This window comes from Flavobacterium reichenbachii (assembly GCF_002217435.1).
Classification (GTDB): domain Bacteria; phylum Bacteroidota; class Bacteroidia; order Flavobacteriales; family Flavobacteriaceae; genus Flavobacterium; species Flavobacterium reichenbachii.
In genome coordinates this window covers 26159-50926 of record NZ_MUHF01000007.1, presented here as the reverse complement: position 1 = coordinate 50926, position 24768 = coordinate 26159, and the positions used below count along the sequence as shown (strand labels likewise).

Annotated in this window: 28 protein-coding genes; 19 read left to right on the top strand and 9 right to left on the bottom strand. The window is 32.7% G+C overall.

Translation table 11 applies throughout. The features are described 5' to 3' along the window. Positions 1-150: 150 nt before the first annotated feature. The 5 genes from B0A68_RS07055 to B0A68_RS07035 all read right to left on the bottom strand — a co-directional run bounded on the left by B0A68_RS07055 (position 151) and on the right by B0A68_RS07035 (position 4922). Complete coding sequence (locus B0A68_RS07055) at positions 151-1413, bottom strand: cation:proton antiporter (protein ID WP_035682578.1); 1263 nt, start codon at positions 1411-1413, stop codon at positions 151-153. A 169-nt stretch (positions 1414-1582) separates the two neighbouring features. Beyond that, positions 1583-2611 carry a hypothetical protein gene (locus B0A68_RS07050; protein ID WP_035682580.1) on the bottom strand — a complete coding sequence of 343 codons (1029 nt, stop codon included), beginning with the start codon at positions 2609-2611 and terminating at the stop codon, positions 1583-1585. 21 nt (positions 2612-2632) lie between these two features. Next, the gene (locus tag B0A68_RS07045) at positions 2633-3298 is read right to left on the bottom strand and encodes a hypothetical protein (protein ID WP_035682582.1); all 666 of its coding nucleotides are present in this window, start codon (positions 3296-3298) and stop codon (positions 2633-2635) included. A gap of 56 nt (positions 3299-3354) precedes the next feature. Beyond that, entirely contained in the window at positions 3355-4113 is a 759-nt protein-coding gene (locus B0A68_RS07040; RefSeq protein WP_051892477.1) for a hypothetical protein, read from the bottom strand. Positions 4114-4436: 323 nt separating this feature from the next. Continuing rightward, complete coding sequence (locus B0A68_RS07035; RefSeq protein WP_035682584.1) at positions 4437-4922, bottom strand: putative adhesin; 486 nt, start codon at positions 4920-4922, stop codon at positions 4437-4439. A gap of 260 nt (positions 4923-5182) precedes the next feature. Between B0A68_RS07035 and B0A68_RS07030 the strand changes: the two genes are divergently transcribed. The 11 genes from B0A68_RS07030 (at position 5183) to B0A68_RS06975 (ending at position 11945) form a co-directional block, all read left to right on the top strand. Next, on the top strand, positions 5183-5686 hold the full coding sequence (locus B0A68_RS07030; protein WP_035682587.1) for a GbsR/MarR family transcriptional regulator: 504 nt from the start codon (positions 5183-5185) through the stop codon (positions 5684-5686). A gap of 69 nt (positions 5687-5755) precedes the next feature. Next, the gene (locus tag B0A68_RS07025; RefSeq protein WP_035682589.1) at positions 5756-6094 is read left to right on the top strand and encodes a hypothetical protein; all 339 of its coding nucleotides are present in this window, start codon (positions 5756-5758) and stop codon (positions 6092-6094) included. 2 nt (positions 6095-6096) lie between these two features. Continuing rightward, positions 6097-6459 (top strand): hypothetical protein, encoded by a 363-nt coding sequence (locus tag B0A68_RS07020; RefSeq protein ID WP_035682591.1) that lies wholly within the window; start codon positions 6097-6099, stop codon positions 6457-6459. Between the two features lie 318 nt (positions 6460-6777). Continuing rightward, positions 6778-7503 (top strand): YqjF family protein, encoded by a 726-nt coding sequence (locus B0A68_RS07010; RefSeq protein ID WP_035682596.1) that lies wholly within the window; start codon positions 6778-6780, stop codon positions 7501-7503. After that, the gene (locus tag B0A68_RS07005) at positions 7487-7840 is read left to right on the top strand and encodes a hypothetical protein (RefSeq protein WP_316930973.1); all 354 of its coding nucleotides are present in this window, start codon (positions 7487-7489) and stop codon (positions 7838-7840) included. The genes B0A68_RS07010 and B0A68_RS07005 overlap by 17 nt, the downstream gene beginning before the upstream one ends. 18 nt (positions 7841-7858) lie before the next feature. Further along, on the top strand, positions 7859-8245 hold the full coding sequence (locus tag B0A68_RS07000) for a hypothetical protein (RefSeq protein WP_035682599.1): 387 nt from the start codon (positions 7859-7861) through the stop codon (positions 8243-8245). A gap of 11 nt (positions 8246-8256) precedes the next feature. Continuing rightward, positions 8257-9075, top strand: coding sequence for a thiol-disulfide oxidoreductase DCC family protein (locus B0A68_RS06995; protein WP_035682601.1), 819 nt, complete (start codon positions 8257-8259; stop codon positions 9073-9075). Positions 9076-9172: 97 nt separating this feature from the next. Continuing rightward, positions 9173-10078, top strand: coding sequence for a TIGR01777 family oxidoreductase (locus tag B0A68_RS06990; RefSeq protein ID WP_035682603.1), 906 nt, complete (start codon positions 9173-9175; stop codon positions 10076-10078). A gap of 2 nt (positions 10079-10080) precedes the next feature. Beyond that, positions 10081-10473 carry a hypothetical protein gene (locus B0A68_RS06985; RefSeq protein WP_035682606.1) on the top strand — a complete coding sequence of 131 codons (393 nt, stop codon included), beginning with the start codon at positions 10081-10083 and terminating at the stop codon, positions 10471-10473. Between the two features lie 66 nt (positions 10474-10539). After that, positions 10540-11493 (top strand): APC family permease, encoded by a 954-nt coding sequence (locus B0A68_RS06980; RefSeq protein ID WP_035682609.1) that lies wholly within the window; start codon positions 10540-10542, stop codon positions 11491-11493. Then, positions 11490-11945 (top strand): SRPBCC family protein, encoded by a 456-nt coding sequence (locus B0A68_RS06975; RefSeq protein WP_035682611.1) that lies wholly within the window; start codon positions 11490-11492, stop codon positions 11943-11945. The genes B0A68_RS06980 and B0A68_RS06975 overlap by 4 nt, the downstream gene beginning before the upstream one ends. Positions 11946-12456: 511 nt before the next feature. Here the strand turns inward: B0A68_RS06975 and B0A68_RS06970 are convergent. Further along, the gene (locus tag B0A68_RS06970) at positions 12457-13263 is read right to left on the bottom strand and encodes a UbiA prenyltransferase family protein (RefSeq protein ID WP_035682614.1); all 807 of its coding nucleotides are present in this window, start codon (positions 13261-13263) and stop codon (positions 12457-12459) included. A gap of 222 nt (positions 13264-13485) precedes the next feature. Between B0A68_RS06970 and gcvP the strand changes: the two genes are divergently transcribed. The 6 genes from gcvP to B0A68_RS06940 all read left to right on the top strand — a co-directional run bounded on the left by gcvP (position 13486) and on the right by B0A68_RS06940 (position 21228). Continuing rightward, positions 13486-16335 carry an aminomethyl-transferring glycine dehydrogenase gene (gene gcvP / locus B0A68_RS06965; protein WP_035682616.1) on the top strand — a complete coding sequence of 950 codons (2850 nt, stop codon included), beginning with the start codon at positions 13486-13488 and terminating at the stop codon, positions 16333-16335. 524 nt (positions 16336-16859) lie between these two features. Then, a complete protein-coding gene (locus B0A68_RS06960) occupies positions 16860-17918 on the top strand; it encodes a 3-oxoacyl-ACP synthase III family protein (RefSeq protein ID WP_035682618.1) in 1059 nt (352 codons plus the stop codon). Between the two features lie 256 nt (positions 17919-18174). Further along, positions 18175-18702: a methyltransferase gene (locus tag B0A68_RS06955; protein WP_035682621.1), complete on the top strand. Its 528-nt coding sequence runs from the start codon at positions 18175-18177 to the stop codon at positions 18700-18702. Between the two features lie 91 nt (positions 18703-18793). After that, positions 18794-19642 (top strand): glycosyltransferase, encoded by an 849-nt coding sequence (locus B0A68_RS06950; protein ID WP_035682623.1) that lies wholly within the window; start codon positions 18794-18796, stop codon positions 19640-19642. A 78-nt stretch (positions 19643-19720) separates the two neighbouring features. Beyond that, positions 19721-20470 carry an MlaE family ABC transporter permease gene (locus B0A68_RS06945; RefSeq protein ID WP_035682625.1) on the top strand — a complete coding sequence of 250 codons (750 nt, stop codon included), beginning with the start codon at positions 19721-19723 and terminating at the stop codon, positions 20468-20470. Beyond that, positions 20467-21228 (top strand): ABC transporter ATP-binding protein, encoded by a 762-nt coding sequence (locus B0A68_RS06940; protein ID WP_035682627.1) that lies wholly within the window; start codon positions 20467-20469, stop codon positions 21226-21228. The genes B0A68_RS06945 and B0A68_RS06940 overlap by 4 nt, the downstream gene beginning before the upstream one ends. 71 nt (positions 21229-21299) lie before the next feature. Here B0A68_RS06940 and B0A68_RS06935 read toward each other — a convergent pair whose 3' ends face one another. Next, positions 21300-21905: a hypothetical protein gene (locus B0A68_RS06935; RefSeq protein WP_035682630.1), complete on the bottom strand. Its 606-nt coding sequence runs from the start codon at positions 21903-21905 to the stop codon at positions 21300-21302. A gap of 163 nt (positions 21906-22068) precedes the next feature. Beyond that, positions 22069-22665 (bottom strand): SprT-like domain-containing protein, encoded by a 597-nt coding sequence (locus B0A68_RS06930; RefSeq protein ID WP_035682632.1) that lies wholly within the window; start codon positions 22663-22665, stop codon positions 22069-22071. Between the two features lie 55 nt (positions 22666-22720). On the opposite strand from B0A68_RS06930, the gene B0A68_RS06925 reads away from it, so the two are divergent. Continuing rightward, positions 22721-23389 carry a class I SAM-dependent methyltransferase gene (locus B0A68_RS06925; protein ID WP_035682635.1) on the top strand — a complete coding sequence of 223 codons (669 nt, stop codon included), beginning with the start codon at positions 22721-22723 and terminating at the stop codon, positions 23387-23389. Continuing rightward, complete coding sequence (locus B0A68_RS06920; protein WP_035682637.1) at positions 23386-24090, top strand: VanW family protein; 705 nt, start codon at positions 23386-23388, stop codon at positions 24088-24090. Before B0A68_RS06925 ends, B0A68_RS06920 begins: the two co-directional genes overlap by 4 nt. Here B0A68_RS06920 and B0A68_RS06915 read toward each other — a convergent pair whose 3' ends face one another. Further along, a complete protein-coding gene (locus B0A68_RS06915; RefSeq protein WP_035682639.1) occupies positions 24091-24768 on the bottom strand; it encodes an SDR family NAD(P)-dependent oxidoreductase in 678 nt (225 codons plus the stop codon). It abuts the gene before it with no gap.

The window sequence follows — 24768 nt, the reverse complement described above, 5'->3', positions numbered from 1 at the left end:
TCATTCAAAAAAAATATTAATGGAGAATCTAATTATTCTAAAGAAGATAAACGATAAAGAAAACCTGCAAGAATATCTTGCAGGTTTTTTATTAAAAAGTTTAAAATAAAATCTTTACTCTTTTTTCTTAATTCTATTCTCTATTCTCTTTTACTCTTTCTCCAAAACTCTTTTAGCCAATTTCCCAACGGTTAATCCCTGAACTACAATTGAAAACAAAACGACAATATAAGTAACTTCAAGCAGCAGGTTTTTATATTCTCCTTCAGGCATAGAAAGCACCAGCGCAATAGAAACTCCTCCTCGGATTCCGCCCCAAACTAAAACCATCAGAGACCCTTTGTTATAAGCAGATTTTATTCCAAAAAACTTAAAGATATCGAAGAATTTCCACGGTAAAACTATTGAAAAAATTCTGGCAAACAATACTATAAAAATAGCTATAAAACCTGTAAACAGTTGTTTGTTCAAATCTGGAAGCAATAATAATTCGAAGCCAATAAACAAGAACAAGACAGCATTTAGAATCTCGTCTATTAGTTCCCAAAACTTCCCTAAATAATCTTTTGTTATTTCGCTCATCGCTACTTTTTTACCATAATTCCCAATAATTAATCCGGCAACAACCATCGCGAGCGGACTAGAAACGTGTAAACTTTGAGCAATCAAAAATCCTCCCATTACAATAGAAAGTGTAATTAGAACAGAAACTTTGTAATCGTCAATTTTCTTCATAACGTTTGATGCTGAAAACCCTAAAACAGCTCCTAACAAAAGTCCGCCAATTCCTTCTTTTGCAAACAGCCAGGCAATCGAGCCAAAACTCATATCAAACGCTGGATCTGTTGCCATTTTTAAAACAACGGCAAACATTACTACCGCTACTCCATCATTAAATAATGATTCGCCAACAATTTTGGTTTCTATTCTTTTCGGAACTTTAGCTTGTTTTAAAACTCCCAAAACTACAATTGGATCTGTTGGAGAAATTAAGGTTCCAAAAACCAAGCAAAATAGATACGGAATATTAATTCTGAAAAGGGGTGCAATATAAAAAAGCAGAACAGAAATAATTAAGGCTGATAATACTACACTAACTGTAGAATAAATCATAATCGAAACTTTCTGCTCTTTAAGATCCGACATATTTACGTGCAGGGCGCCGGCAAACAGAAGAAAATTCAACATTGCTCCCATCAGGATTTCGTTGAAATCAAATTCTTTGATCAAATCAAAAAAATGTTTTGTGGTAGCTGGAAAATAAGAATCTCCTAAAAGCCGAATTCCTACTGAAACCAGCATGGCAATAATCATAATTCCGATAGTTCCCGGAAGTTTCAAAAATCTTAAATTTAAATAGGCGAAGAAAGATGCCAATACTATTAGTATTGAAAAGGTGTAGTATAATTCCATAAATGTGATTTTTACAAAAATATCTTTCCACTACGTAATATGAAATTTCAGCTCTTGAATTAACAAAATTTTATAATTCTGAAAAACATAAAAAATCCGAAGTTATTACTTCGGATTTTCTGTTTCTTTATTTTATGTAAGGCTTTTAACGATTGATTATTATTAAATTTTAAGCCCATTTCATGGTATATAATTCTGAAATATTTTTACTTCTTGTTTCAGTTCCGCCATTTTTTACAGTATTAGAGGTAACCATTTTATTTACACTGAGTAATGGTGCCGAAGGGCCTGCCGGAATTTGCCCGCTAAGATCAAATTGCAGTTCATGATCATGTTCTTTAAATTGATCAAGTTCTACCGTTCCAACATTATCACCAGAAATTTGACCTTGCCCAAGAGCCGTTCTTTTATTCGCATCTGTGTCTATATTTGCTTTATTATCCCAGGCACGGCTAAAATAACCTCTCATATCGGGAAGTAATGAATAACCTTTAGCTCCTTTACCAAATTTACCATTCAAAAAAGAGTTTAACCTAGTATAAGAAACGGACAGTTCTACGCTGGCGTCACATAATGATAACTCCGTAGCTGGTGGAACATTCGTAGACATATATTGCTTTCTTTCTCCGATATTACCTTCAACTATACAGGGTAAGTTTTCTAAAGCCACGCTGCCTAAATTTGCAAATACCTTTTTTATATATAATACAGCATTAATTGAATTTGATTGAATGCTAATCACTAATGTACTTGCATTAGGAGAAACATCAAGAAATATATTTATTTCTTTTTCTTCTTTAGATTTAAAAAAAACAGAATCACTGCTTGTATTCATTCCATCATAAATTGAGAAGATAATTTGACAATCTACAGTTCCAACATTTGCTATAAGAGCGCAGGCACTAACTTTTTTACCACAAATCAAATCTGTCCATCTCGGAAATTCATTTATATTTTGCTTAAAAGTCATTACATCATTTCCGTTACTCTTTATAATCATGCAGGAATTTGATTGTGGGTCAAAACCAATTTTAGCATTAACTCCTATGTCCTCATAAACCCAGCCGTCAGGATGTTTGTAGTCAATATTATTAGCATCGGGAATTTGGTTACTGTAATTTAGAAAATTATAATTATACACTAAATTTCTTTGCTGCATTGCATACAAAATATCCTCATTATTATTTTTTGAATCCATTTTTTTAGTTTTAAATAAAGATTATTTTCTAAAAGCATTAATTGTAATATCAAACACTACAGTAGTTGTTTCCTGCAAATCAATTTCTAAATAATCACCTACAGTTAAGCGCGGCTTTGTATTTTTACTAATTTTTTTCATACCTCCGATTACAACAGGAGTTAGTATATCGTTTGGAATTATCATATTAGAAAAAATACCTTTAGCAACAAAAATCCGAATAACACTAGTTGAATCAAAGTAAGTAATCTGATTTTGGGGAACTGATCCTATAAAAATTGGAGAAGGATCTTCAATGTTCGCAACATTTATTTTTTGTGCTATACCAGATGTTAAATTCTGGTTATTTGGAGATTTGTTTGAAATTCCGCAAACATCATTAGAATATGCTTGACTCCCATACGTAAAACTTACTCCATCGAACCTATAAATATCCCCATAATTTACTGCTGCTTGTTCATTCAATTTAATAATATCAAAAGAAACAATATCCTGAGATGTTCCATATAAATAATAGTCATTAAAAAATTCAACTTGATTAGAGTCTCCAAACGGAAAAAAAGAGATGCAGACAATCGAAAATTCAGATTCTTCATCAGATGGAAAAACGAGAATAATATTCTCGTCATTATCTTGAAGAAACTGTCTTCCTTTAGTATCTATTTTAATATTTAATTTAATACTCATTTTTAGTTTATAGAAAAACCGCTTTGATATTAATCTATCAAAGCGGTTTTTATTGTTTAGTTTAATAATTGGGCTAAAGAAGCTCCAGAAGAAATTTGTGTTACTGGTAAACCACCAGGAGCACTTGTAATACCATACGTACTTGGTATCATTTCTAATTCATAGTCAATACTTGAAGCATTAAACATAAATGTACAACCAGGAGAAGTAGCATTACCTACAACAGATCCTGATACAAGATTTGTCTGAGCAGCAAACAATACAACTTTTTCATTTGGCTCCATACTTACTGTACCTTGTGGAGTACTGGTAAATGCACAGAATGGAGCATAAGATCCATACACTTTAGCGGCCAAACCTACAGTTACATTAGTTGTTCCTGCAGGACGATTATTAAATATGGAAATTGTTCCTGGCTTTGCATCTCCTATTACAGTAAAAGTACCATTTGGATTAAATTGAACGGCAGATCCTAAAGGCAGTTCTATAGACAAAATTTCCATTTTAATAGTAGTATTAGCCCCAATTACTGCTTTATTAAACACATATACTTTATAAAGCGGCTCATAGTCAATTTCCATATTCCCAAAGATTTCTATATAGGGTACAGCAAACCAAGTAGGCAATCCCGAAGAAATTTGATTTGGTCCGGAAGCTCCTTTATATCCAAATAATTGATAATTGTTTTTTTGTAAATAGGTTAAAATATCTTTTTGACCTGCACTAGTAAAGTCAAAATTCATAGTAAAAATCGTTGCAGAAGCATCAGTTAAAGAAGTTCTTACAAGTTCTTGTGTTAAGGTTTTAGTAGACATAATTTGATGTTTTTGATTTGTTTGTCCTTACTCGTAAGGTTTTTCAGGTTACACCTCGCATTATTTTATGAACACGAACATTCTTTGATTTTAATAAAAATGAAAAGCATTTCTATTTTACTTTGATTTGTCTATTGTAAATTCTAAAATCAATCAAAATGTATTTATGGTTTTTGTTTAAGATAAAGATCTCATCTACATTGTTGATTTGAATTACACTCTAAACTGCTCTAGGTTTTATCATGTTCTAAATCTGCAGTATCAGCTCATGATTTTTGGTTCTATTTGTACAAATAATAATATTAGAAAGTTGACATACTGATCTATGTCAAACTTGCCCAATATCCACTTACCTGATTAGCACATGCCGACCAGTATAATTTTAATTTTTCACCAGGTCCTAAGATTTTTAAAGCATCTTTGATTTTTGCATTAGATGTAATTAATTCAGATAATAGAGTATCATTGTCAACAGTGACAACATTTTTTTTATCTCCAATAGTTTTTTTCCCCCATTCAGAAAGACTATCCAAATTATATAATGTAAAATTTGGAGCAAGTTCACCACCTTTATATACTGCCACGGCAGGTTCAATATTACCAGTAGTACTTTTATCATGATGCAGTACGAGGTTTTTAATTTCCTCTTGATGAATCAACGCTGCAGCCACATCAGTCGTTAAGGAATATCCAACCGGTGGCAAAAGATAAAGATCAATATTATCAGGAAGTTTTGTATTTGTCGCTCCGCCAGGATAGCTTCCGTGGCCAAGAAGAACGATGTCTTTGTTTGTAACTTTTACACTCATGACTTATTTTTTTAAATTGTTAAATATTTTTTTTCAATTGTACAATTGTGAAAAGTAAATTCAGCGGGGCTTCTTTTAATTTTCTTCATCGAAATTACAACTGTCAATCAAACACATACAATTAAATGTTACAAAACAAAGATTCATTGGTATAAGAAAAGAAAAACAAGACACTAAATAATTTCTCACAAAAAGAATTCTTTTCAAATAAACTTTCAATTATTTTTGAAAGTTTAAAAACTTTTATATACATTTGCTACATGGAATTCAAAGAAGCAAAAAATAAGTTCGTACAAACCTGGGGAGCATTAGGATCTCAATGGGGAATTAATAAAACAATGGCACAAATCCATGCTTTATTGATGGTCTCAAACGAAGCAGTTTCTATGGAAGATATTATGGATGAGCTGCAAATTTCTCGCGGAAACGCAAGCATGAATTTAAGAGCTCTAATGGATTGGGGAATTGTCTATAAAGAATATAAAGCAGGAGAAAGAAAAGAATTTTTTACTGCCGAAAAAGATCTAGACGAACTGGCCGTAAAAATTTCGAGAGAAAGAAGCAAAAGAGAAATCAAACCTGCACTCAAAATTTTAAAAGAAGTCTCGTCGATTGCGGTTAAAGATTCAGCAGAAGAAAAACACTTTGTTGAACAGACCTCTAAATTGTATGATTTTGTTTTGAAAGCTGATAACATGTTAGACAAAATAACAGAATTTAATGAGAACTGGCTTGGAAAGCTGGTTTTAAAAATCATGAAATAAACACCAAAACTAAAAAAATTTAACAAAAACTTTCATTTTTTTCTGAAAGTTTAAAATAATCAATAACCTATGAAAACCAAATATCTTAAATATATTAACACATTTGCCATCGCAATTCCTTTGATAATTGCCATGACGTATCCATTTTTTAAAGAAGCGGCTTTATTATCTGCTCTCTTGTCAATTGCAGTTACCGGGTTTATTCAATTAAGTTTAGCAGTAATAATGATTTTAAATAATTCGCAGGACATGAGTCTTTATCTCTACTTCGCAGGTGTTGCTTTATTCTTTATCCTTTGGTTACGCAATCACATTGTCGGTTATGATAATTTTTTAACGTTTACATTAGTCCCTGCTCCTTTTCTGCTTTCATTTTATCTTTCTTTTTTAATTTATATAAAACGCTAATCATGAAAATTATAAAAAACATCAACACATTTGCCATTGCCCTTCCATTTGCAATTGCTATAATTTATCCAATTTTTGAAGGCGCTTTAGTATTTGCAGCTTTGTCTACTATGGCAACTGGATTTATTCAATTTTCATTAGGAGTTAAAATGCTCGTAGACAATCCGAAAAATAAGGATTTACAAATCTATATGTCAGGAGTTGTAATATTCTTTGGCCTTTGGTATGTTAATAATCTTATTGATTACAAAGACTTTTTAACTTATATATTATTCCCAGTCCCATTAATACTGGCTATTTATCTTTCTTTAATAATCTACAAAAAAGAGCAACCCGAAAAATATGATAACGCTAAAACGAATTAACATTTATGCTTTTACAATCTGTTTTTTACTCTATTTAACTTGTTATTTCAGATTTGCGGGGCAGGCAATTTTAACAGTCACACAGTTAATTTCAGCAATAATATTAAGCACAACGATCTTTTCTAAACCAAAAAACAGTCTAATTAAAAAAGAACTGAAAAACTATTGTTTAATTACGATTACGAATATGATCATTTTGTTTTGGTTCTTTAGTTTCATCATGTGGAATGACTTTTTACAAGTTCTTTTTGTAACCATAATTCCGAATCTAACTGCAGTTTATTTCTTTAGAATATTAATTAAATACGAAAAAACACAATGAGTTTCTTAAACGCACAATGGAAAAACTTAGCATTAATAAACTATGAGATTAATCCTCAGGTTTTAGAAAAATATCTTCCTGTGGGAACAGAGCTGGATATCTGGAAAGGTAAATGTTATGTAAGTTTAGTTGGTTTCCTATTTAAAGAAACCAAAGTTCTCGGAATTAAAATTCCTTTTCATGTAGATTTTGAAGAGATCAATCTTAGATTTTACGTAAAACGTTTTGAAAACGGCGAATGGAAACGCGGTGTAGTTTTTATCAAAGAAATTGTACCCAAAAAAGCCATCACTTTTATAGCAAACAGTTTGTACAACGAACATTATGAAACTCGCAAAATGCGTCATGCAAATACTGAAACTGAAAATACTAAAATCTTTAATTATCAGTGGAAGGTAAACGGAAAATGGAATACAATTAGACTGGAAACTCAAAAGGAATTCAAAGAAATAGAAATAGATTCTGAAGCCGAATTTATCACAGAACATTATTTTGGTTATACAAAATATAATGAAAATACCACTTTTGAGTATGAAGTAAAACATCCAAGATGGCAGCAAGCAGCAGTAAAAGACTTCATGCTTAAAGTAGATTTTGGACAAAATTACGGAAATGACTTTGCTGTTTTGCAAAATGCAGTACCAGTATCTGTTCTCTTCGCCAAAGGATCTAAAATAAAAGTAGAAAATAAAAAAACGCTGCGTCATGAATATCAACTTTAACATTGTTGGATATTTTATTTACCTCGCTATTACGACTTTTATCATCGTTAAAGTTGGGAGAATCTGCTACAAAAACGGTAATATTTATGTCGCAGAACTAATTCCGAATCATAAAGATATCTGCCAAAAAACAAATCAGGTTTTATTAATGGCTTATTACCTTTTAAATATTGGTTATTGCGCCATGACAATAATTTCCTGGCAAAAGATTCAATCGTCAACACAGCTTATTGAAGTTATCGGGATCAAAAGTGCTGTTATCATTTTTATTATTTCGGCACTGCATTATCTAAACATTTTTATACTTACCAAATACATTCAAAAACTAATCAATTAACATCAAAATTTAAATATTATGGAAACTACAAAAATCTTAATCGGTTACAGTATTTATTTACCAGTTGCATTATTCCTGACTTATTATGTTTCTAAAACCCTTTTTAAAAACGGAAAAATATTTATGCTCGACATTTTTAAAGGTCGAGAAGATATTGCGCAGGCAACCAACAAACTTTTTGAAACTGGTTTTTATCTTTTAAATATCGGATTTGCACTTATGATCTTAGAAATGCAGTTGTTCCGCGACAGTTATCAGGAATTAGTAGAAAATCTAAGTTATAAAATTGGAGGTTTTTCTATTTATCTTGGAGTGATGTTATTCTTCAATTTGTATTTCTTTTTTAGAGGAAAGAGAAAAGCAAAAGAAGCACAGCAGGAAGAACGAATGGTTTTTAAAGCTTAATACTCAAAATCATGAAAACGCTCGCAAACCAAACCTTACTTTATGATGAAGATTGTCCGCTTTGCAGTTTGTATACAAATGGTTTTGTAAAAAGCGGTATGCTGGATGAAAACGGACGAAAATCATATTGTCAATTATCTGCCGAAGAAGAAGATTTTGTAGATCTAAAACGTGCTGCAAATGAAATTGCTCTAATTGATACCGCCGCTAAAACGGTTACTTACGGAATTGACAGTTTAATTAAAGTGATTGGATTTTCATTTCCATGGATTGAAAAAATTGCTGCGGTTAAACCCGTTCATTTGATTTTGAAAAAACTATATTCTTTTGTTTCATACAATCGTAAAGTGATCATTCCTGCAAATACAAAAGAGGGAAATAAACTTCAGTGCATTCCAGATTTCAATTACAAATACAGATTTCTTTTTATTGGATTTGCACTGACGATTACAACTTTTGTATTATTCGGATATTCTAATTTGATTCCGAATTTACCAAAATCAAGTATTTTGAGAGAAGCCGTTTTAGCATTCGGACAAATCGTTTTTCAAAGTTTATTTCTTTTGAAGTTTGACAAAAAAACAATTGTGAATTACGCCGGAAATTTAATGACGGTTTCTTTGATGGGATCTTTGATTTTATTACCGATTTTAATATTGAATCAATTTGTAAACATTCCTGAAACATTGATTTTAGGCTGGTTTGGAGGTACCGTTTTCATTATGTTCGCCGAGCACTTTAGAAGAATTAAAATTCTGAAACTTCCATTTTACTTATCTTACACCTGGATTCTTTATCGAATTCTTGCTTTACTTTTAATTTTAAATTAAAGTTTACCGCGAATTTCATAAATTAAAATTCAGCAAAAGCATTTCTAAAAAAAATAGTAGAAATTCGTGCAACTATTGGCAAAAAAAACTATACACAATGAAAAAACTCATAATCGCAGCCGGAACTGGTTTTTTAGGACAAGTTTTAGTCGATCACTTCAAAAATAAATTTGACGAAATTGTAATTCTGACCAGAGGAACATCAAAAACTGCTGACGGAATTAAATATGTAAACTGGAATGCCAGAACTTTTTCCGGCTGGGAAAATGAATTAGAAAATGCGACCGTGTTAATTAACCTTGCAGGAAAATCTGTGGACTGCCGTTATACCGAAAAGAATAAAAAAGAAATCTTATTATCTCGAATTGAAAGTACGAAGATTTTAAACAAAGCTGTTTTAAACTGTCAAAATCCGCCGAAACACTGGCTGAATTCTTCGACTTCAACAATCTATCGTTTTTCTTTAGACAAACAAATGGATGAAATTGACGGCGAAATTGGAAATGATTTTTCTATAAATGTCGCGTTATCTTGGGAAAAAGCATTCTTTAAAACCGAAACTCCCAATACTTTAAGAACAGCTTTGCGAACTTCTATTGTTTTAGGAAAAAATGGCGGTGCTTTTATTCCGTTAAAAACTTTGGCAAAAGTTGGTTTTGGAGGAAAACAAGGAAAAGGAAATCAATTCATCAGCTGGATTCACCAAGAAGATTTTGCCAATGCGATCGATTTTATTATTCAGAAAGAAATTTCTGGAATCATAAATATTGTTTCTCCAAAGCCAATTCGAAATGCAGATTTTACTCAAAAACTTAGAAAAGCAGTTGGTTTCCCTTTCGGAATTCCGCTGAACAAATTTTTTCTTGAAATTGGCTCTTTCGTTATTAGAACCGAAACCGAATTGGTTTTGAAAAGCAGAAATGTGATTCCGAAAAGGCTTTTGCAAAATGGTTTTCAATTTAAGTTTGGAAATATTGATGATGCCTTAAAAAATCTATTATAATTATGAAATGGAATTTTATATTAGGCCATTGGATTTTAACATTATTATCAGGACCGGCAATTTTTATTATAAAAAGCACTATTTACGATTCTAGTGACCATAATATTTTTGAATTTATAGAGTGGTATCCTCTTATGATAATTTTAGGTCTTATGTTTTCAATTCCTACTTACGTGCTTATTTGCTTAATCTTTGTTCTTACAGAAGACCAAAACATAAATATTATTTACGCAAAAATGTTTTTTATTCTTTTTGTTCTGATTGGTATCTGGACAACAACTTTTATCATTAGTGGAGGTCTTTCGTTTGATATTGCCGTATCCTATTCAATTGGAGCGGTCATCGCAGGAGTATTTTTTAAGTCTAATTATAGAAGAAGTCAAGAAGAACTTTAATATCCTTTCATACTGAAGAAACCGACTAAATATTTTTTAAAAAATTAACTAAACAAAACTAAACCAATGAAATATTTAAAAATAATTATAATCCCAATTTTATTTGCCTTGCTGCTCCGAGTTATATTTGGTGCTTCTATTTTTGATAATTTTTTATCTGTAATGACCTGGACTTTTTTCTTGCTGGTTCCTGTTGCGATAGGCGCTTTAACAATTTACTTTTCAAATTTAGAAAAAGTTAAATCTGTTCTTTACAGAATATTTGCTCCTTGGGTTCCTATAATTCTGGTAATTGGTTTGACTATTTTAATTGGTTTAGAAGGCTGGGCTTGCTGGATCATGATTTTGCCTCTGTTTATTATTTTTGGTTCTATCGGAGGATTGATTGCCGGTTATTTCAAACTTAAAAAATCACAAAAAAATGAAAGACTTAATCTTTCTGTACTTGTTTTACTTCCTTTTATAATTGGTCCAATTGAAAACAGTATACCATTAAATCCAGAAGTTTTTGAAACTTATACCTCGATTATTATCAATAGTAATGACAAAAAAATATGGGATAATGTAACTTCTGTTAAAGAAATAAAAGCCAAAGAAGATTCCTCTACTTTAACAAAATGGCTGGGTTTTCCGAAACCAATAAAAGCTGAATTGGACAAACAAGAAGTTGGAGGTTACCGAAAAGCTATTTTTGAAAAAGGACTTATTTTTAATGAAACCGTAACAGAATACAAAGATTTAAAGTTAATGCGATTTAAAATAAAAGCAAATACTTATGAAATTCCTTCGACTACGTTAGACGAACACATTTTGATTGGCGGTGAATATTTTGACATGCTGGATGGCACCTACGAATTAGAAAAAATAAATAATCACCAGTACAAATTAATTCTTTACAGTAATTTTTCTATGAAAACCACTTTCAATTCATACGCGGGAATTTGGGGGAAGTGGATTATGAAAGACATTCAGAACAATATTTTAAAAGTGATTAAAGAAAGAAGTGAAAACGAAATATGACAACAATAAACCTCACAACAAAAATAAAAGCATCAAAACAAATCGTTTTTGATGCTTCAAGAAATATAAGTGTTCACATGCAATCTGCAAGTAAAACAAATGAAAAAGCTATTGCGGGCGTTACATCTGGATTAATCAATTTAAATGAAACGGTAACTTGGCGCGGTAAACATTTTGGTTTTTATCTCACGCACAAAAGCCGAATCCCTGTAATGAATTTCTACGATTATTTTGTAGATGAAATGGAAGAAGGAAAATTCAAAAGTTTCAGACATGAACATTTTTTTGAAGAAGAAAATGGTATTACAACCATGAAAGATACATTGCAATATGAAACTCCGTTTGGAATTTTCGGAGAACTTTTTGACATTTTATTTTTGGAAAAGCATTTAACTAATTTTCTTTTGGAAAGAAATAAGGTTTTGAAAGAAGTTTCAGAACAGTCGATTTGAACGAAGCTATTAAAGACAAAGAAAGCAAAGAGAAAATTGACAAGAAAAGAAAAAACTAAATGAAGCTAAGGCTGAATTGAATAAAGCTTTGGCTGAGCAGAAAACGAAATAAATCTTTTCTCTCGCAGATTTTGCAGATTCCGCAGATTTTTGAATTCTGAATTTGAGAAATTAATGTGAACAGCTTGCAGCTAAAGCTGCAAGCTGTTCAAAAACAATTAGATAAAAAATTATTTTCAAACTCCGCATTTCTAACATAGCCCGCGGTTTCAACCGCGGGAAACGAGGTGAAAAAAAACGTCACAATGGTTGAAACCATTGGCTATTTTCGTAATGTATTATGTTATCCCAATATAATTGAAAATGAATTTTATCGTTTTACGGTTTGCGTGAGGGATAGCATCGGAAAGCCCACAGCCTGACGAAGGAAGTGCGAGGACTTGAAAAGAATAGCCCGACCCGGAGGGACACGCCCAAAATACTATTTATATAGAAATTTTGATATTGAAATCTAAAGAAAAGCAATCATCAGCCACCAAAAAATCGGAACACTTTCGACCCAGAAAGAAGTGTAATATTTAGAACGATTTGTGTTGGCAAAATAAATAAATAACATGAGCATGACTACCATTACAAGATTTATAATGAGGTCATGAAGTGTGAATGTTATTATACCTACAATCCAGAAAGGAACCAGAAGTGAAAATCCTAAAATCTTAGTACGCTTTACGCCTATTGTCTGCGGAACCGTTTTTAAATGCGGATCATCATTGGCTAAATCTAAAATCTCGAAAACCAAAATCAGTACAAAAACCAAAACAAACCGCTGAATGCATTTTATAAAAAAATTACCTGTAAACGGAATTTCAGCATTTATGTAAGGTAAGACCAAAGTTGCTCCGACCCAGCAAAGCGCTACAATATAAATTTTTACGCCCGCCCAATTTCGCGCATTTTTACGATTCGGAAAAAAAGGAAGTGTATACAATGCCGTTACAGCAAAAATTCCAACTGAAACAATTTGGGTAATTCTTTTTAAATGAAAAAAATAATATCCCACTAAAAGTATCGAAATGAAACTTAAAACTGCAATAACTTTGAGCTGACTTCCAACCGGTTTTTTGTTGACGCGAACCAATGCATCATATTTTACAAAATTATATCCTACTATTGTTCCAAAAAAAACAAACAATGCCATTGGTTCATCATATTGAATGTCAAAGAAATGAAACGTAATCTGAACTAAAGCATAACACGATAAAGCCACGTGGATACTGCTGTTTAAATAAAAATCTAATAGCTGTTTGAGAAGTTTCATAGTTCAAATCTAATCAATTGGTAACAAATCAACTCTTTGGTTATAAATTTGATAAAAATTGAAGTTAAAAATACCCATTAAATTATTAATAATACTTAATTTTGCGCCACAAAAAAACAACACATTTACTATAAAATGTAATAAACCTTGTGTACGCCCGTGTAAAGCCGAAAACGACACTTTGTAAATTACATCGATTTCTAAAAAAATAGATAGCTACAAATGAAAACAGACGCTTTTGCTTTAAGACACATTGGCCCAAGAGAAACAGATCTTCAACACATGTTACAAACCATTGGAGTTGAATCGATTGAACAACTTGTTTACGAAACCCTTCCGGACGACATTCGTTTAAAAGCACCTTTGAATTTAGATCCTGCAATGACAGAATACGAATTTGCAAATCACATTCAGGAATTAGGAAAGAAAAATAAAGTATTCAAATCATACATTGGTTTGGGATATCACCCAACTATAGTTCCTGCACCAATTCAGAGAAATATTTTCGAAAACCCAGGATGGTATACTGCTTATACGCCTTATCAGGCCGAAATTGCTCAAGGTCGTCTTGAAGCCATTTTAAATTTCCAGACTACTGTTATTGAGTTATCAGGAATGGAAATTGCAAACGCTTCTTTATTAGACGAAGGAACTGCTGCTGCCGAGGCTATGGCGTTATTATTTGACGTTCGTACACGCGATCAAAAGAAAAACAATACAAACAAATTCTTCGTTTCTGAAGAAATTTTACCACAAACTTTATCTGTACTTCAAACACGTTCAACTCCAATCGGAATTGAATTAGTTGTTGGAAACCACGAAAACTTTGATTTTTCAAATGAATTCTTCGGAGCGATTCTACAATACCCAGGAAAATACGGTCAGGTAAACGATTACAGTGCTTTTGTTGCTAAAGCAAAAGAAAATGAAATTAAAGTTGCCTTTGCTGCTGATATTTTATCACTAGCTGCTTTAACTTCTCCGGGAGAAATGGGAGCTGCAGTGGTTGTTGGAACTTCACAACGTTTTGGTGTACCAATGGGTTATGGTGGTCCTCACGCTGCTTTTTTTGCAACTAAAGACGAATACAAACGCTCTATGCCGGGTCGTATTATCGGAGTTTCGATTGATGTAAATGGAAATCGCGCTTTACGTATGGCTTTAGGAACTCGTGAGCAGCACATTAAACGTGAAAAAGCAACTTCAAATATTTGTACGGCTCAGGTTTTACTAGCGGTTATGGCCGGAATGTATGCGGTTTACCACGGACCAGAAGGATTACAATATATTGCAAACAAAGTTCACGCATCGGCGGTTACTACTGCTGAAGCTTTAAATAAACTAGGCGTTTTTCAAACTAATACAGCTTTCTTTGATACTATTTTAGTAAAAGCTGATGCACAAAAAATAAAAGCTGTAGCAGAGAAAAACGAAGTAAACTTCTTTTATGTTGATGCCGATACGATTTCGATTTCATTAAACGAAACGACTTCAATTAATGACATCAACCAAATTATTGCCATTTTTGCTGAGGCTTTAGGAAAAGAAACTTTTACTGTTTCTGAATTAACTGCTGCAAGTCAGTTACCGGCTTCATTAGAAAGAACTTCTGCTTTCTTGACGCATGATGTATTCAACAATCATCATTCAGAAAGTCAGATCATGCGTTACATCAAAAAATTAGAGCGTAAAGATTTATCATTGAATCATTCGATGATTTCTTTAGGTTCTTGTACGATGAAATTAAACGCAGCTTCTGAAATGTTGCCTCTTTCAATGCCAAACTGGAACAGCATTCACCCGTTTGCACCAGTAGAGCAAGCTGAGGGTTATATTACAATGCTTAAAAAACTTGAGCAGCAATTGAATGTAATTACTGGATTTGCTGGAACAACATTACAGCCAAACTCTGGAGCTCAGGGAGAATATGCAGGTTTAATGGCGATCCGTGCTTACCATTTATCAAGAAACGAAGGTCACCGTAATGTATGTTTAATTCCATCATCTGCTCACGGAACAAACCCTGCTTCTGCAGCGATGGCCGGAATGAAAATTATCGTTACTAAAACGACGCCAGAAGGAAATATTGACGTAGAAGATTTAAGAGAAAAAGCGATTGAGCACAAAGATGATTTATCTTGTTTAATGGTAACATATCCTTCGACTCACGGAGTTTTTGAATCTTCAATTATTGAAATCACAAAATTAATCCACGATAATGGCGGATTAGTATATATGGACGGTGCAAACATGAACGCGCAAGTTGGATTAACAAATCCTGCTACAATTGGCGCTGACGTTTGTCACTTAAACTTACACAAAACATTCGCTATTCCTCACGGTGGCGGTGGACCTGGAGTTGGACCAATTTGTGTAAACGAAAAACTAGTTCCCTTTTTACCAACAAACCCAATCTTAAAAGTAGGCGGCGAACAAGCAATTACGGCTATTTCATCTGCACCTTACGGATCAGCTTTGGTATGTTTAATTTCTTATGGTTACATCACCATGATGGGTGCCGAAGGATTAAAAAGTGCTACAGAGCACGCAATCTTGAACGCTAACTATATGAAAGCACGTTTCGAAGGTCACTATCCAATTCTTTACACTGGAGAATGCGGAAGAGCGGCTCACGAAATGATTTTAGATTGTCGTTCATTCAAAGAAAACGGAATCGAAGTTGGTGATATCGCAAAACGTTTGATGGATTACGGTTTCCACGCTCCTACGGTTTCTTTCCCGGTAGCCGGAACTTTAATGATCGAACCAACTGAATCTGAAGATTTAGCAGAATTAGATCGTTTTTGCGATGCTCTTATTTCAATCAGAAAAGAAATTGAAGTTGCAACAGCCGATGATAAAAACAATGTATTAAAAAATGCACCTCATACATTGGCAATGTTAACTACCGATAACTGGGTTTTCCCTTATACTAGAGAAAAAGCCGCTTACCCATTAGACTACATTGCAGAAAATAAATTCTGGCCATCAGTTCGTCGTGTAGATGACGCTTACGGTGACAGAAACTTAATCTGCAGCTGTGCTCCTATTGAAGCTTACATGGAAAACTAAAAATCAGTTTTCTAAAATTATATCCAAACCCGACAGGTCTTTAAACTTGTCGGGTTTATTTTTGCTTCAAGTTTCAGGTTTCAGGTTCAGCATAACGTGAAACCTGAAACCTGAAACAAAAAAAACATGTAATAATAATAATAATAATCTGGGCGTGCCACCATCCCGATAAAAGGGCTAATTCACTTTGCACTTATTCGCCCTTTTATCGGGATGCTGTCGGGCTATCCGCACTGCTTCGGCAGTTAGCTCCTATCCCTCACGCGAATAAAGTAATTTCACGTTTCAGGTTTCAAGTCCCTCCAAAAACCTGAAACCTGAAATTTGAAACAAAAAAACTTTTCATAACTTTCATTTCAATCGTTTGAAATCTCGGAAAAATTAAAAAATCATTAAAAAATAAACAATATATCTTTCAAATAATTATTATTTCACAATTATATGCATGCATAGTATTTTTTATGATAGTTATCATGATTTTATTTATACTTTAGCAATAAATTTATCGGATAATCGAAAGAAAAATGAAAATTAAAATAATAGGCATAGGAAGTTATATTCCTAAAAAGGAAGTGAGCAATACTGATTTTGGCGATCATGTTTTTTTGAATGAAGACGGAACACCTTTTGCTTACCCGAATGAAGTTGTAATAAAAAAATTTAAAGGCATTACAGGAATTGAAAACCGTCGTTACGCCGAAGACCAATATAATGCATCTGATCTGGCTTTTTTTGCTGCCGAAAAAGCAATAGAAAATGCTAATGTGGATAAAGAATCTTTAGACTATATAATTTTTGCGCATAATTTTGGGGACGTAAAATCGGGAACTCATCAGACTGATATTTTGCCGAGTCTGGCGACACGTGTTAAAAACAAATTAGATATTAAAAATCCGAAATGCGTTGCTTACGATATTCTTTTTGGATGTCCAGGCTGGATTGAAGGTGTTTTGCAGGCTAATGCATTTATCAAATCGGGAATGGCAAAAAGAGTTTTGGTTATTGGAGCAGAAACACTTTCGAGAGTTGTTGATGATCACGACCGCGATTCTATGATTTATTCTGATGGTGCCGGAGCTTCTGTTTTAGAACTTTCCAGCGATGAATCGGGATTGTTATCTTATGAAAGTGCCACTTTTGCAAATGATGAAGCTAACTTTTTATATTTCGGAAAATCTTATAATCCTGATTTAGATCCAGACATTAAATACATTAAAATGTATGGCCGTAAAATTTACGAATTTGCATTGAGTCAGGTTCCGTTAGCAATGAAAAGCTGTTTAGATAAAAGCGGTATTTCTATTGACCAAGTAAAAAAAATACTGATTCACCAAGCTAATGAAAAAATGGACGAAGCAATTATCGAACGTTTTTACAAATTGTATGACAAAACTGCACCAAAAGATATTATGCCAATGAGCATTCATGATTTAGGAAACAGCAGTGTGGCAACCGTACCTACCCTTTTTGATCTTTTGATTCAGGGAAAAATTGAAAATCACGAAATCAACAAAGATGATGTTGTTATTTTTGCTTCAGTTGGAGCAGGAATGAATGTTAATGCTTTTGTTTATCGCTACTAAGCATAGCTAAATAAATTAAGTATTTTTTAGGTCAAGTTTAATCTCGCAAAGACGCGAAGNNGACTTCGCGTCTTTGCGAGAGATTCATTCAGTCAAACTTTTATGCTAAACTTAATTAATTAAAGTCTGCACTTAAACGTGTGGACTTTTTGTTTTCATTCAAATTAAAAAACACAAAAAAGCAGATAACTTTGTATATTTGCGACCTAAATAATTAAAATCAAGAACGAGAGATTGTTTCGTTCCTCGCAAGACTATGTACGAAAAAACGTTTCCGAATAAAAGATTCAAACTTACTTTAGAGTTTTTACAAAAGCACGTTAACACATCAGAAACTATCTTTGATTTTGGTGTGCCAAATCCTTTCTCTAAAATAATGACTGAAAATGGATATACTGTAAAAAACACAACTGGCGAAGATCTAGACACCGATCAAACGGCGCTGCAAACAGAAGATTATACTGTTTTTACTGCATTTGAAATTTTCGAACATTTATTAAATCCATATACAATTCTTGAAAACGTAAAATGTGATAAATTGCTAATTTCAATTCCATTACGTTTATGGTTTTCATCTGCATATCGATCTAAAACAGATATGTGGGACAGACATTATCACGAATTTGAAGACTGGCAGTTAGACTGGCTTTTAGAAAAAACGGGATGGAAAATAATCGATCGCCAAAAATTCACACATCCGGTAAAAAAGTTTGGTTTCAGACCATTGTTAAGATATTTCACTCCGAGATATTATATTGTTGCGGCAGAGAAAATCAAGATTTAAGATTGCAGATCAACGATTTTTGATTTAGATGACTTTTCAATAATCTAAAATCTAAATCTAATCCCGAGGCTTCGGGACTAAAATTTTTCAAATGAAATATTACATCGTCATTCCCGCGCACAACGAACAAGATTTAATTGGTCTTACCCTGCAATCACTTATTGCGCAAACTGTTTTACCTGCAAAAGTGGTTGTTGTCAATGACAATTCGACTGATAAAACAGAAGAAATTGTGCTGGAATTTGCAAAGGAACACCCATACATTTCAGTTGTTAATAAAACTTCAGATGCGATTCATATGCCTGGAAGTAAAGTAATTCAGGCTTTTCAAAAAGGTTTTGAAACTTTAGATTCTGATTACGATATCATTGTGAAGATTGATGGCGACTTAATTTTCCCACCTAATTATTTTGAAACGATAATCAAACATTTCGAATCTGATTCAAGAGTTGGAATGGCTGGAGGATTTTGCTACATCGAAAAAAATGGTGAATGGGTTTTAGAAAACTTAACCGACAAAGATCATATTCGAGGTGCGCTCAAGGCTTACAGAAAAGAAACTTTTCTGCAAATTGGCGGATTAAAACCTGCAATGGGCTGGGATACCGTTGATGAATTGCTTTGTAAATATTACGATTGGAAAATTGTTACAGATTTATCGCTGCATGTAAAGCACCTTAAACCAACTGGTGCAAATTACAACAAAACAGCACGCTACAAACAAGGAGAAGCGTTTTATACTCTGGGTTACGGTTTCTGGATTACAGCAATTGCATCTGCAAAACTGGCCATGATGAAGAAAAAACCTTTTCTCTTTCTAGATTATATTAAAGGATTTTGGAAAGCTAAAAAAGCCAGAAATCCTTTATTAGTTACTACTGAACAAGCTAAATTTATTAGAAATTACCGCTTACAAAAAATGAAACAAAAACTTTTTTAATCTTAAAAAAAACTAAAAAAGTTTAAACTAACCTGTAAACTGTAAACTAATCGTTATTTTAGCCAATATTTAAAAACTATGATGCTCATTCGTTATTTATCTCAAATCGGAAGATATTTTTTAATGCTGAAGGAAATTTTCAATAAACAGACCAAATGGTCTGTAATGAGAAATCTTATCTTTAAAGAAATCGACGATTTAATTATAGACTCTCTCGGAATTGTTTGTTTTATCTCTTTCTTCGTTGGAGGGGTTGTTGCCATTCAAACGGCTTTAAACTTAACAAATCCATTAATCCCTAAATATTTAATTGGTTTTGCTACGCGCCAGTCTGTAATTTTAGAGTTTGCTCCTACTTTTATTTCGGTAATTATGGCTGGAAAAATGGGATCTTTCATCACTTCAAGTATTGGAACCATGCGTGTTACAGAACAGATAGATGCATTAGAAGTTATGGGTGTAAACTCATTAAACTATTTAGTTTTTCCTAAAATTATTGCTTTGCTATTGTATCCGTTTGTGATTGGAATCAGTATGTTTTTAGGAATTTTTGGAGGATGGCTTGCAGGAGTTTACGGCGGGTTTACAACAAGTGTTGAATTCATCAATGGAGCTCAAATGGAATTCATCCCTTTTCATATTGTATATGCTTTCATCAAAACTTTAATATTTGCAATGTTACTAGCCACGATACCATCATTTCATGGTTATTATATGAAAGGCGGCGCATTAGAAGTTGGTAAAGCCAGTACAGTATCTTTTGTATGGACATCAGTATGTATCATTCTTTTTAATTATATACTAACCCAATTGTTATTAGGATCATGATAGAAGTAAAAAATGTAGTAAAATCATTTGGCGACAGTAAAGTTTTAAAAGGTATTTCGACCGTTTTTGAAGCTGGAAAGACCAATCTGATTATTGGACAAAGTGGCTCTGGAAAAACAGTTTTATTAAAAACACTGCTGGGAATTCATGCGCCTGATTCGGGATCAATTGAGTTCGACGGACGTGTTTATGCAGATTTAGATCCAGATGAAAAAAGAGAATTAAGAACCGAAATAGGAATGGTTTTTCAGGGAAGCGCTTTATTTGATTCGATGACAGTTGCTGAAAATGTTGCTTTCCCTTTAAAAATGTTTACCAATGATAATAGAGCAAAAATCAAAGAACGTGTTGATTTTGTTTTAGAAAGAGTAAATCTAGTAGATGCACACGGTAAACTTCCTTCTGAAATATCTGGAGGAATGCAGAAACGTGTTGCCATTGCGCGTGCTATTGTAAACAATCCAAAGTATTTGTTTTGTGATGAACCAAACTCTGGTCTGGACCCGAATACCTCAACATTGATTGATAATTTAATTCAAGAAATTACCAAAGAGTACAATATTACAACCGTAATCAACACGCACGATATGAACTCGGTAATGGAAATTGGAGAGAACATTGTTTTCTTAAAGAAAGGACTTAAAGCATGGCAGGGAACTAAAGAAGAAATTTTTAGAACCGATAATGAAGCTATCGTAAAGTTTGTATACTCTTCTAATTTATTTAAAAAAGTTAGAGAAGCTTATCTGAAAGGATAGTTTCTTTTAAATATCAATATAAAAATCCTAAATTCCAGTTTTGATAATGTTGGAATTTGGGATTTTCATTTTTAATAATGTTTGCATAATCCAAAACCTACTGATACGCCAACACCTACAAAAGTATATTTTCCAATATCTCCAAAAAGTTTGAATCCAACACTCGGAATTAACACATTATATATCAAATTAGATCTTTTTTTTGAGTAAAATCTTTTATAATTAGCTTCAAAAGGAAACCCATAAAAACCTATAGTTGAGACTGTACGAATTCCATCAAGATCTCGGCTTTCTAACTCCAAATTATTTCGGCTAATTCCTGCTGAAATACTATATGAATGATGTTCTTTTACCCAACGCCTCCCGTACATTAAGGCAAGCTCAACATTATCTTCTGACTTGTAAACCGATGGAGCAATAATAACTGGACCATCATTTTTCCTTCTATAGCCAGCTGAATTTATATATCTAAAAGTAAACAGGCTTTCTGCTAATTGATAATTGAGTCCAACACCGCCAGAAACACCAAAATTCTTCACTACTGATGGTCCGCCGAAACCTTCAATATATATAATCGGATTCGTTTTTTCTTCTTTTTCCAAATTAGAAGTATCTTGTCCTAGAACAAAATTTGAGAAAACCAACACAAAAAATAAGCTGAGTAATATTCTTTCCATAAAAAAAATAATTTTTTCAAAGATATACAATTCTACAAACGTAGAACAAATTATGTTTTAAATTAATATTAAATTTCTTATGAGAAATCCCAACAAAAAATTCCAAATCTTAATCTTACATAAAATTGGAATTTGGAATTTTTATTTTGAATTTTTTAAAACTTTAATCTATTAGCTCAACTTCAGCATTTGGGTTAAAAAGGTAGGTTTTTCCAGAGCTTATTTCAATACACTCAAAACGTTTTGTTCTTACCGCTATTTTTTTAAATATTTTTCCGTTTTTAATTTTAAAAACACTTCCGTAGGGAATTTCAAAAACATAATTTTTATCATCTTTAGCATCATATTGTTTTAATGCTAATGATAAAGTAGTATCAGTGTCACTGCTTGCCGAAGGGTTTTTAAAATGCCTCGCCAGCAAAGGCAAAATCTGGCCGGGAAATATTTCTGGTCTAATGAACGGAACCATCAAACGCTGAAAAGTATATTTCCATTCATTTCCATGAGGTTTTATATTTCGTCCAAATTTTTCGAATGCCACTAAATGAGAAATTTCATGAATCAGTGTAATTAAAAACCGATATTTGTTCAGACTTGCATTTACCGTGATTTCATGCTTTCCACTTGGGCCTCGTCTGTAATCACCGTGTCGCGTCTGGCGCTCATTCACGATTTTAAGATGAACCTGATTGGCAACAATCAATTCAAAAACGGGCTTTACAGCATGTTCCGGTATATATTTTGCTAAAGTTTCACTCATTAAAACAAAAATAGTATTTTTATTTTTATTCTGCCAAAATGCAGCTCTCTTAACTATGCAAAATCAAATCACTGATTATTACCAGCAATTAGCTGTAAACTACGATAACGACCGTTTCAACAATAGTTACGGTGCGTTTATTGACCAACAGGAACGTTTATTTTTAAAATCTGTAAATCTTGATACTTCAAAAACATTGGACATTGGATGCGGAACAGGACGCTTTTTAAATTTTGCAGATTACGGCATCGACATCAGCTCTAATATGATTTTGCAGTCAAAGCAGAAATATCCTGAAAAAAATATCCAATTAGGATCGTTGTCGGAGATTCCTTTTGACGAAAATTATTTTAAAAATGCATTTTGTTTTCATGTTATTATGCATTTAAATAAAATTGAAACTGTTTCTTTTTTGGATGAAGCGCATCGAATTCTTGAAAAAAATGGGCTTTTAATCTTTGATTTTCCTTCTGCAAAAAGAAGAAAAATTACGAGTCATAAATCAGAAAATTGGCATGGAGCCAATGGATTTACTTCAGATGAAATTTTCAAATTGACCAAAGACAAATGGAAGCTTAAAAAACAAGTCGGCATTCTTTTTCTTCCCATTCATCGTTTTCCTAAAAAGTTAAGAAAGCTTTTTATTAGAATTGACAACATACTTTGCCGTTCTTTCTTAAAGCATTATGCCTCTTACATCATCTTAGTTCTAGAAAAAAAATGATTTTAAAACATATCATTCCAAGCAAAATAAAATTACACCTTAAACTTTATCTTCGCTATTTTAATGGTTTAAAGTATGATTTTGCATGTACAAAAGAAGAAAATAAAAACTTTAGTTTTACTATTTCGACCTTGCAGGAAATAAAAAAGGGAAAGTTTTTTGAAAACAAAACACACAATATTATTACGGGTGCACAAAAAATAGAAAACATCACGATATACCCAAATCAAGTATTTTCTTTTTGGAGAATAATAGGAAATCCGAATTCCAAAATTTTTAAGGTCGGCAGAAATATTATTAACGGCAAAGTTTCAGAAGAAAAAGCCGGCGGAATCTGTCAGCTTTCCAGTATCTTGTATGTTACTGGAATAAAAGCTAATCTCAAAATAATAGAAAGACACAATCATTCTGTAGATATTTATACAGAGGAAGAACGATTTACACCGCTTGGCGCCGATGCCACTGTTGTTTACGGAAGTAAAGATTTAATGTTTCAAAATAATTTTGACTTTCCTATAAGATTCAATTTTGTTTTTAACTCCAATTATATTACTTGTAATTTAGAAAGTTTAAATCCGATTAAAGAAACAGAATTAGAATTCAGGCGAGATTATTTAGAAGGTAAAATCCTTGTAGACACATTGGTTAACAAAGAAATAAAATATCAATCTTCTTATAAGTTAATCTCGCCAGAACATTAATTATGGATTAGTTGAAGAAACTTCTAAAACTTTTCCGTTAAAATATTTATTCCCGTTAAGGGTAAAATCATAAATATAATCTGCCATACCCTCCGCAGAAATTGGAGCCTGATAACCAGGAAAAGCTTCTTCCAGCATTTCTGTTTGAACAGAACCTAAAGCAAGAACATTAAAAGAAATTCCGTTTTCTTTATACTCTTCAGCCAATAATTCTGTCAGCGTTATTACAGCACCTTTACTTGAACTATAAGCTGCCAAACCTGCAAATTTTAAGCTGCCTCGAACACCGCCAATAGAACTGATCGTTACAACATGACTGCCTTTTTGAAGATACGGCAGACAAATTCTGGTAAGATTTGCTACAGCAAAAACATTGACTTTATAAATATTTTCAAAATCTGTCTGAGTGGTTTCTGCAAAAGGTTTGAGCAATAAAGTTCCTGCATTATGAACTAAAGCATCAACTGTTTTCCAGGTGGAGGAAAGAAAATCCTGAACTTTATATAATTCTGATTCGTTGGATAAATCGACCGATAAGCAAGTTACGTTTTCATGTTCTAAAAGTGCCTGCGGTATTTTTCTTGATAATGCCAATACTTTATTACCTGAATTAGCAAACTGCAAAGCCAGTTCGTAACCAATTCCTCGGCTTGTTCCTGTTATAATAATATTTTTCAT

Bases quoted from the DNA above. Each gene is read 5' to 3' on its own strand.
- B0A68_RS06995 (WP_035682601.1), top strand. From the start codon at position 8,257: ATGAAAACGCTCGCAAACCAAACCTTACTTTATGATGAAGATTGTCCG.
- B0A68_RS07055 (WP_035682578.1), bottom strand. From the start codon at position 1,413: ATGGAATTATACTACACCTTTTCAATACTAATAGTATTGGCATCTTTC.
- B0A68_RS06990 (WP_035682603.1), top strand. From the start codon at position 9,173: ATGAAAAAACTCATAATCGCAGCCGGAACTGGTTTTTTAGGACAAGTT.
- B0A68_RS06920 (WP_035682637.1), top strand. From the start codon at position 23,386: ATGATTTTAAAACATATCATTCCAAGCAAAATAAAATTACACCTTAAA.
- B0A68_RS07045 (WP_035682582.1), bottom strand. From the start codon at position 3,298: ATGAGTATTAAATTAAATATTAAAATAGATACTAAAGGAAGACAGTTT.
- B0A68_RS07050 (WP_035682580.1), bottom strand. From the start codon at position 2,611: ATGGATTCAAAAAATAATAATGAGGATATTTTGTATGCAATGCAGCAA.
- B0A68_RS06935 (WP_035682630.1), bottom strand. From the start codon at position 21,905: ATGGAAAGAATATTACTCAGCTTATTTTTTGTGTTGGTTTTCTCAAAT.
- B0A68_RS06985 (WP_035682606.1), top strand. From the start codon at position 10,081: ATGAAATGGAATTTTATATTAGGCCATTGGATTTTAACATTATTATCA.
- gcvP (WP_035682616.1), top strand. From the start codon at position 13,486: ATGAAAACAGACGCTTTTGCTTTAAGACACATTGGCCCAAGAGAAACA.
- B0A68_RS07030 (WP_035682587.1), top strand. From the start codon at position 5,183: ATGGAATTCAAAGAAGCAAAAAATAAGTTCGTACAAACCTGGGGAGCA.
- B0A68_RS06930 (WP_035682632.1), bottom strand. From the start codon at position 22,665: ATGAGTGAAACTTTAGCAAAATATATACCGGAACATGCTGTAAAGCCC.
- B0A68_RS07005 (WP_316930973.1), top strand. From the start codon at position 7,487: ATGAATATCAACTTTAACATTGTTGGATATTTTATTTACCTCGCTATT.
- B0A68_RS07000 (WP_035682599.1), top strand. From the start codon at position 7,859: ATGGAAACTACAAAAATCTTAATCGGTTACAGTATTTATTTACCAGTT.
- B0A68_RS06945 (WP_035682625.1), top strand. From the start codon at position 19,721: ATGATGCTCATTCGTTATTTATCTCAAATCGGAAGATATTTTTTAATG.
- B0A68_RS06980 (WP_035682609.1), top strand. From the start codon at position 10,540: ATGAAATATTTAAAAATAATTATAATCCCAATTTTATTTGCCTTGCTG.
- B0A68_RS07025 (WP_035682589.1), top strand. From the start codon at position 5,756: ATGAAAACCAAATATCTTAAATATATTAACACATTTGCCATCGCAATT.
- B0A68_RS06925 (WP_035682635.1), top strand. From the start codon at position 22,721: ATGCAAAATCAAATCACTGATTATTACCAGCAATTAGCTGTAAACTAC.
- B0A68_RS06960 (WP_035682618.1), top strand. From the start codon at position 16,860: ATGAAAATTAAAATAATAGGCATAGGAAGTTATATTCCTAAAAAGGAA.
- B0A68_RS06975 (WP_035682611.1), top strand. From the start codon at position 11,490: ATGACAACAATAAACCTCACAACAAAAATAAAAGCATCAAAACAAATC.
- B0A68_RS07040 (WP_051892477.1), bottom strand. From the start codon at position 4,113: ATGTCTACTAAAACCTTAACACAAGAACTTGTAAGAACTTCTTTAACT.
- B0A68_RS07010 (WP_035682596.1), top strand. From the start codon at position 6,778: ATGAGTTTCTTAAACGCACAATGGAAAAACTTAGCATTAATAAACTAT.
- B0A68_RS06970 (WP_035682614.1), bottom strand. From the start codon at position 13,263: ATGAAACTTCTCAAACAGCTATTAGATTTTTATTTAAACAGCAGTATC.
- B0A68_RS07035 (WP_035682584.1), bottom strand. From the start codon at position 4,922: ATGAGTGTAAAAGTTACAAACAAAGACATCGTTCTTCTTGGCCACGGA.
- B0A68_RS06915 (WP_035682639.1), bottom strand. From the start codon at position 24,768: ATGAAAAATATTATTATAACAGGAACAAGCCGAGGAATTGGTTACGAA.
- B0A68_RS06940 (WP_035682627.1), top strand. From the start codon at position 20,467: ATGATAGAAGTAAAAAATGTAGTAAAATCATTTGGCGACAGTAAAGTT.
- B0A68_RS07020 (WP_035682591.1), top strand. From the start codon at position 6,097: ATGAAAATTATAAAAAACATCAACACATTTGCCATTGCCCTTCCATTT.
- B0A68_RS06955 (WP_035682621.1), top strand. From the start codon at position 18,175: ATGTACGAAAAAACGTTTCCGAATAAAAGATTCAAACTTACTTTAGAG.
- B0A68_RS06950 (WP_035682623.1), top strand. From the start codon at position 18,794: ATGAAATATTACATCGTCATTCCCGCGCACAACGAACAAGATTTAATT.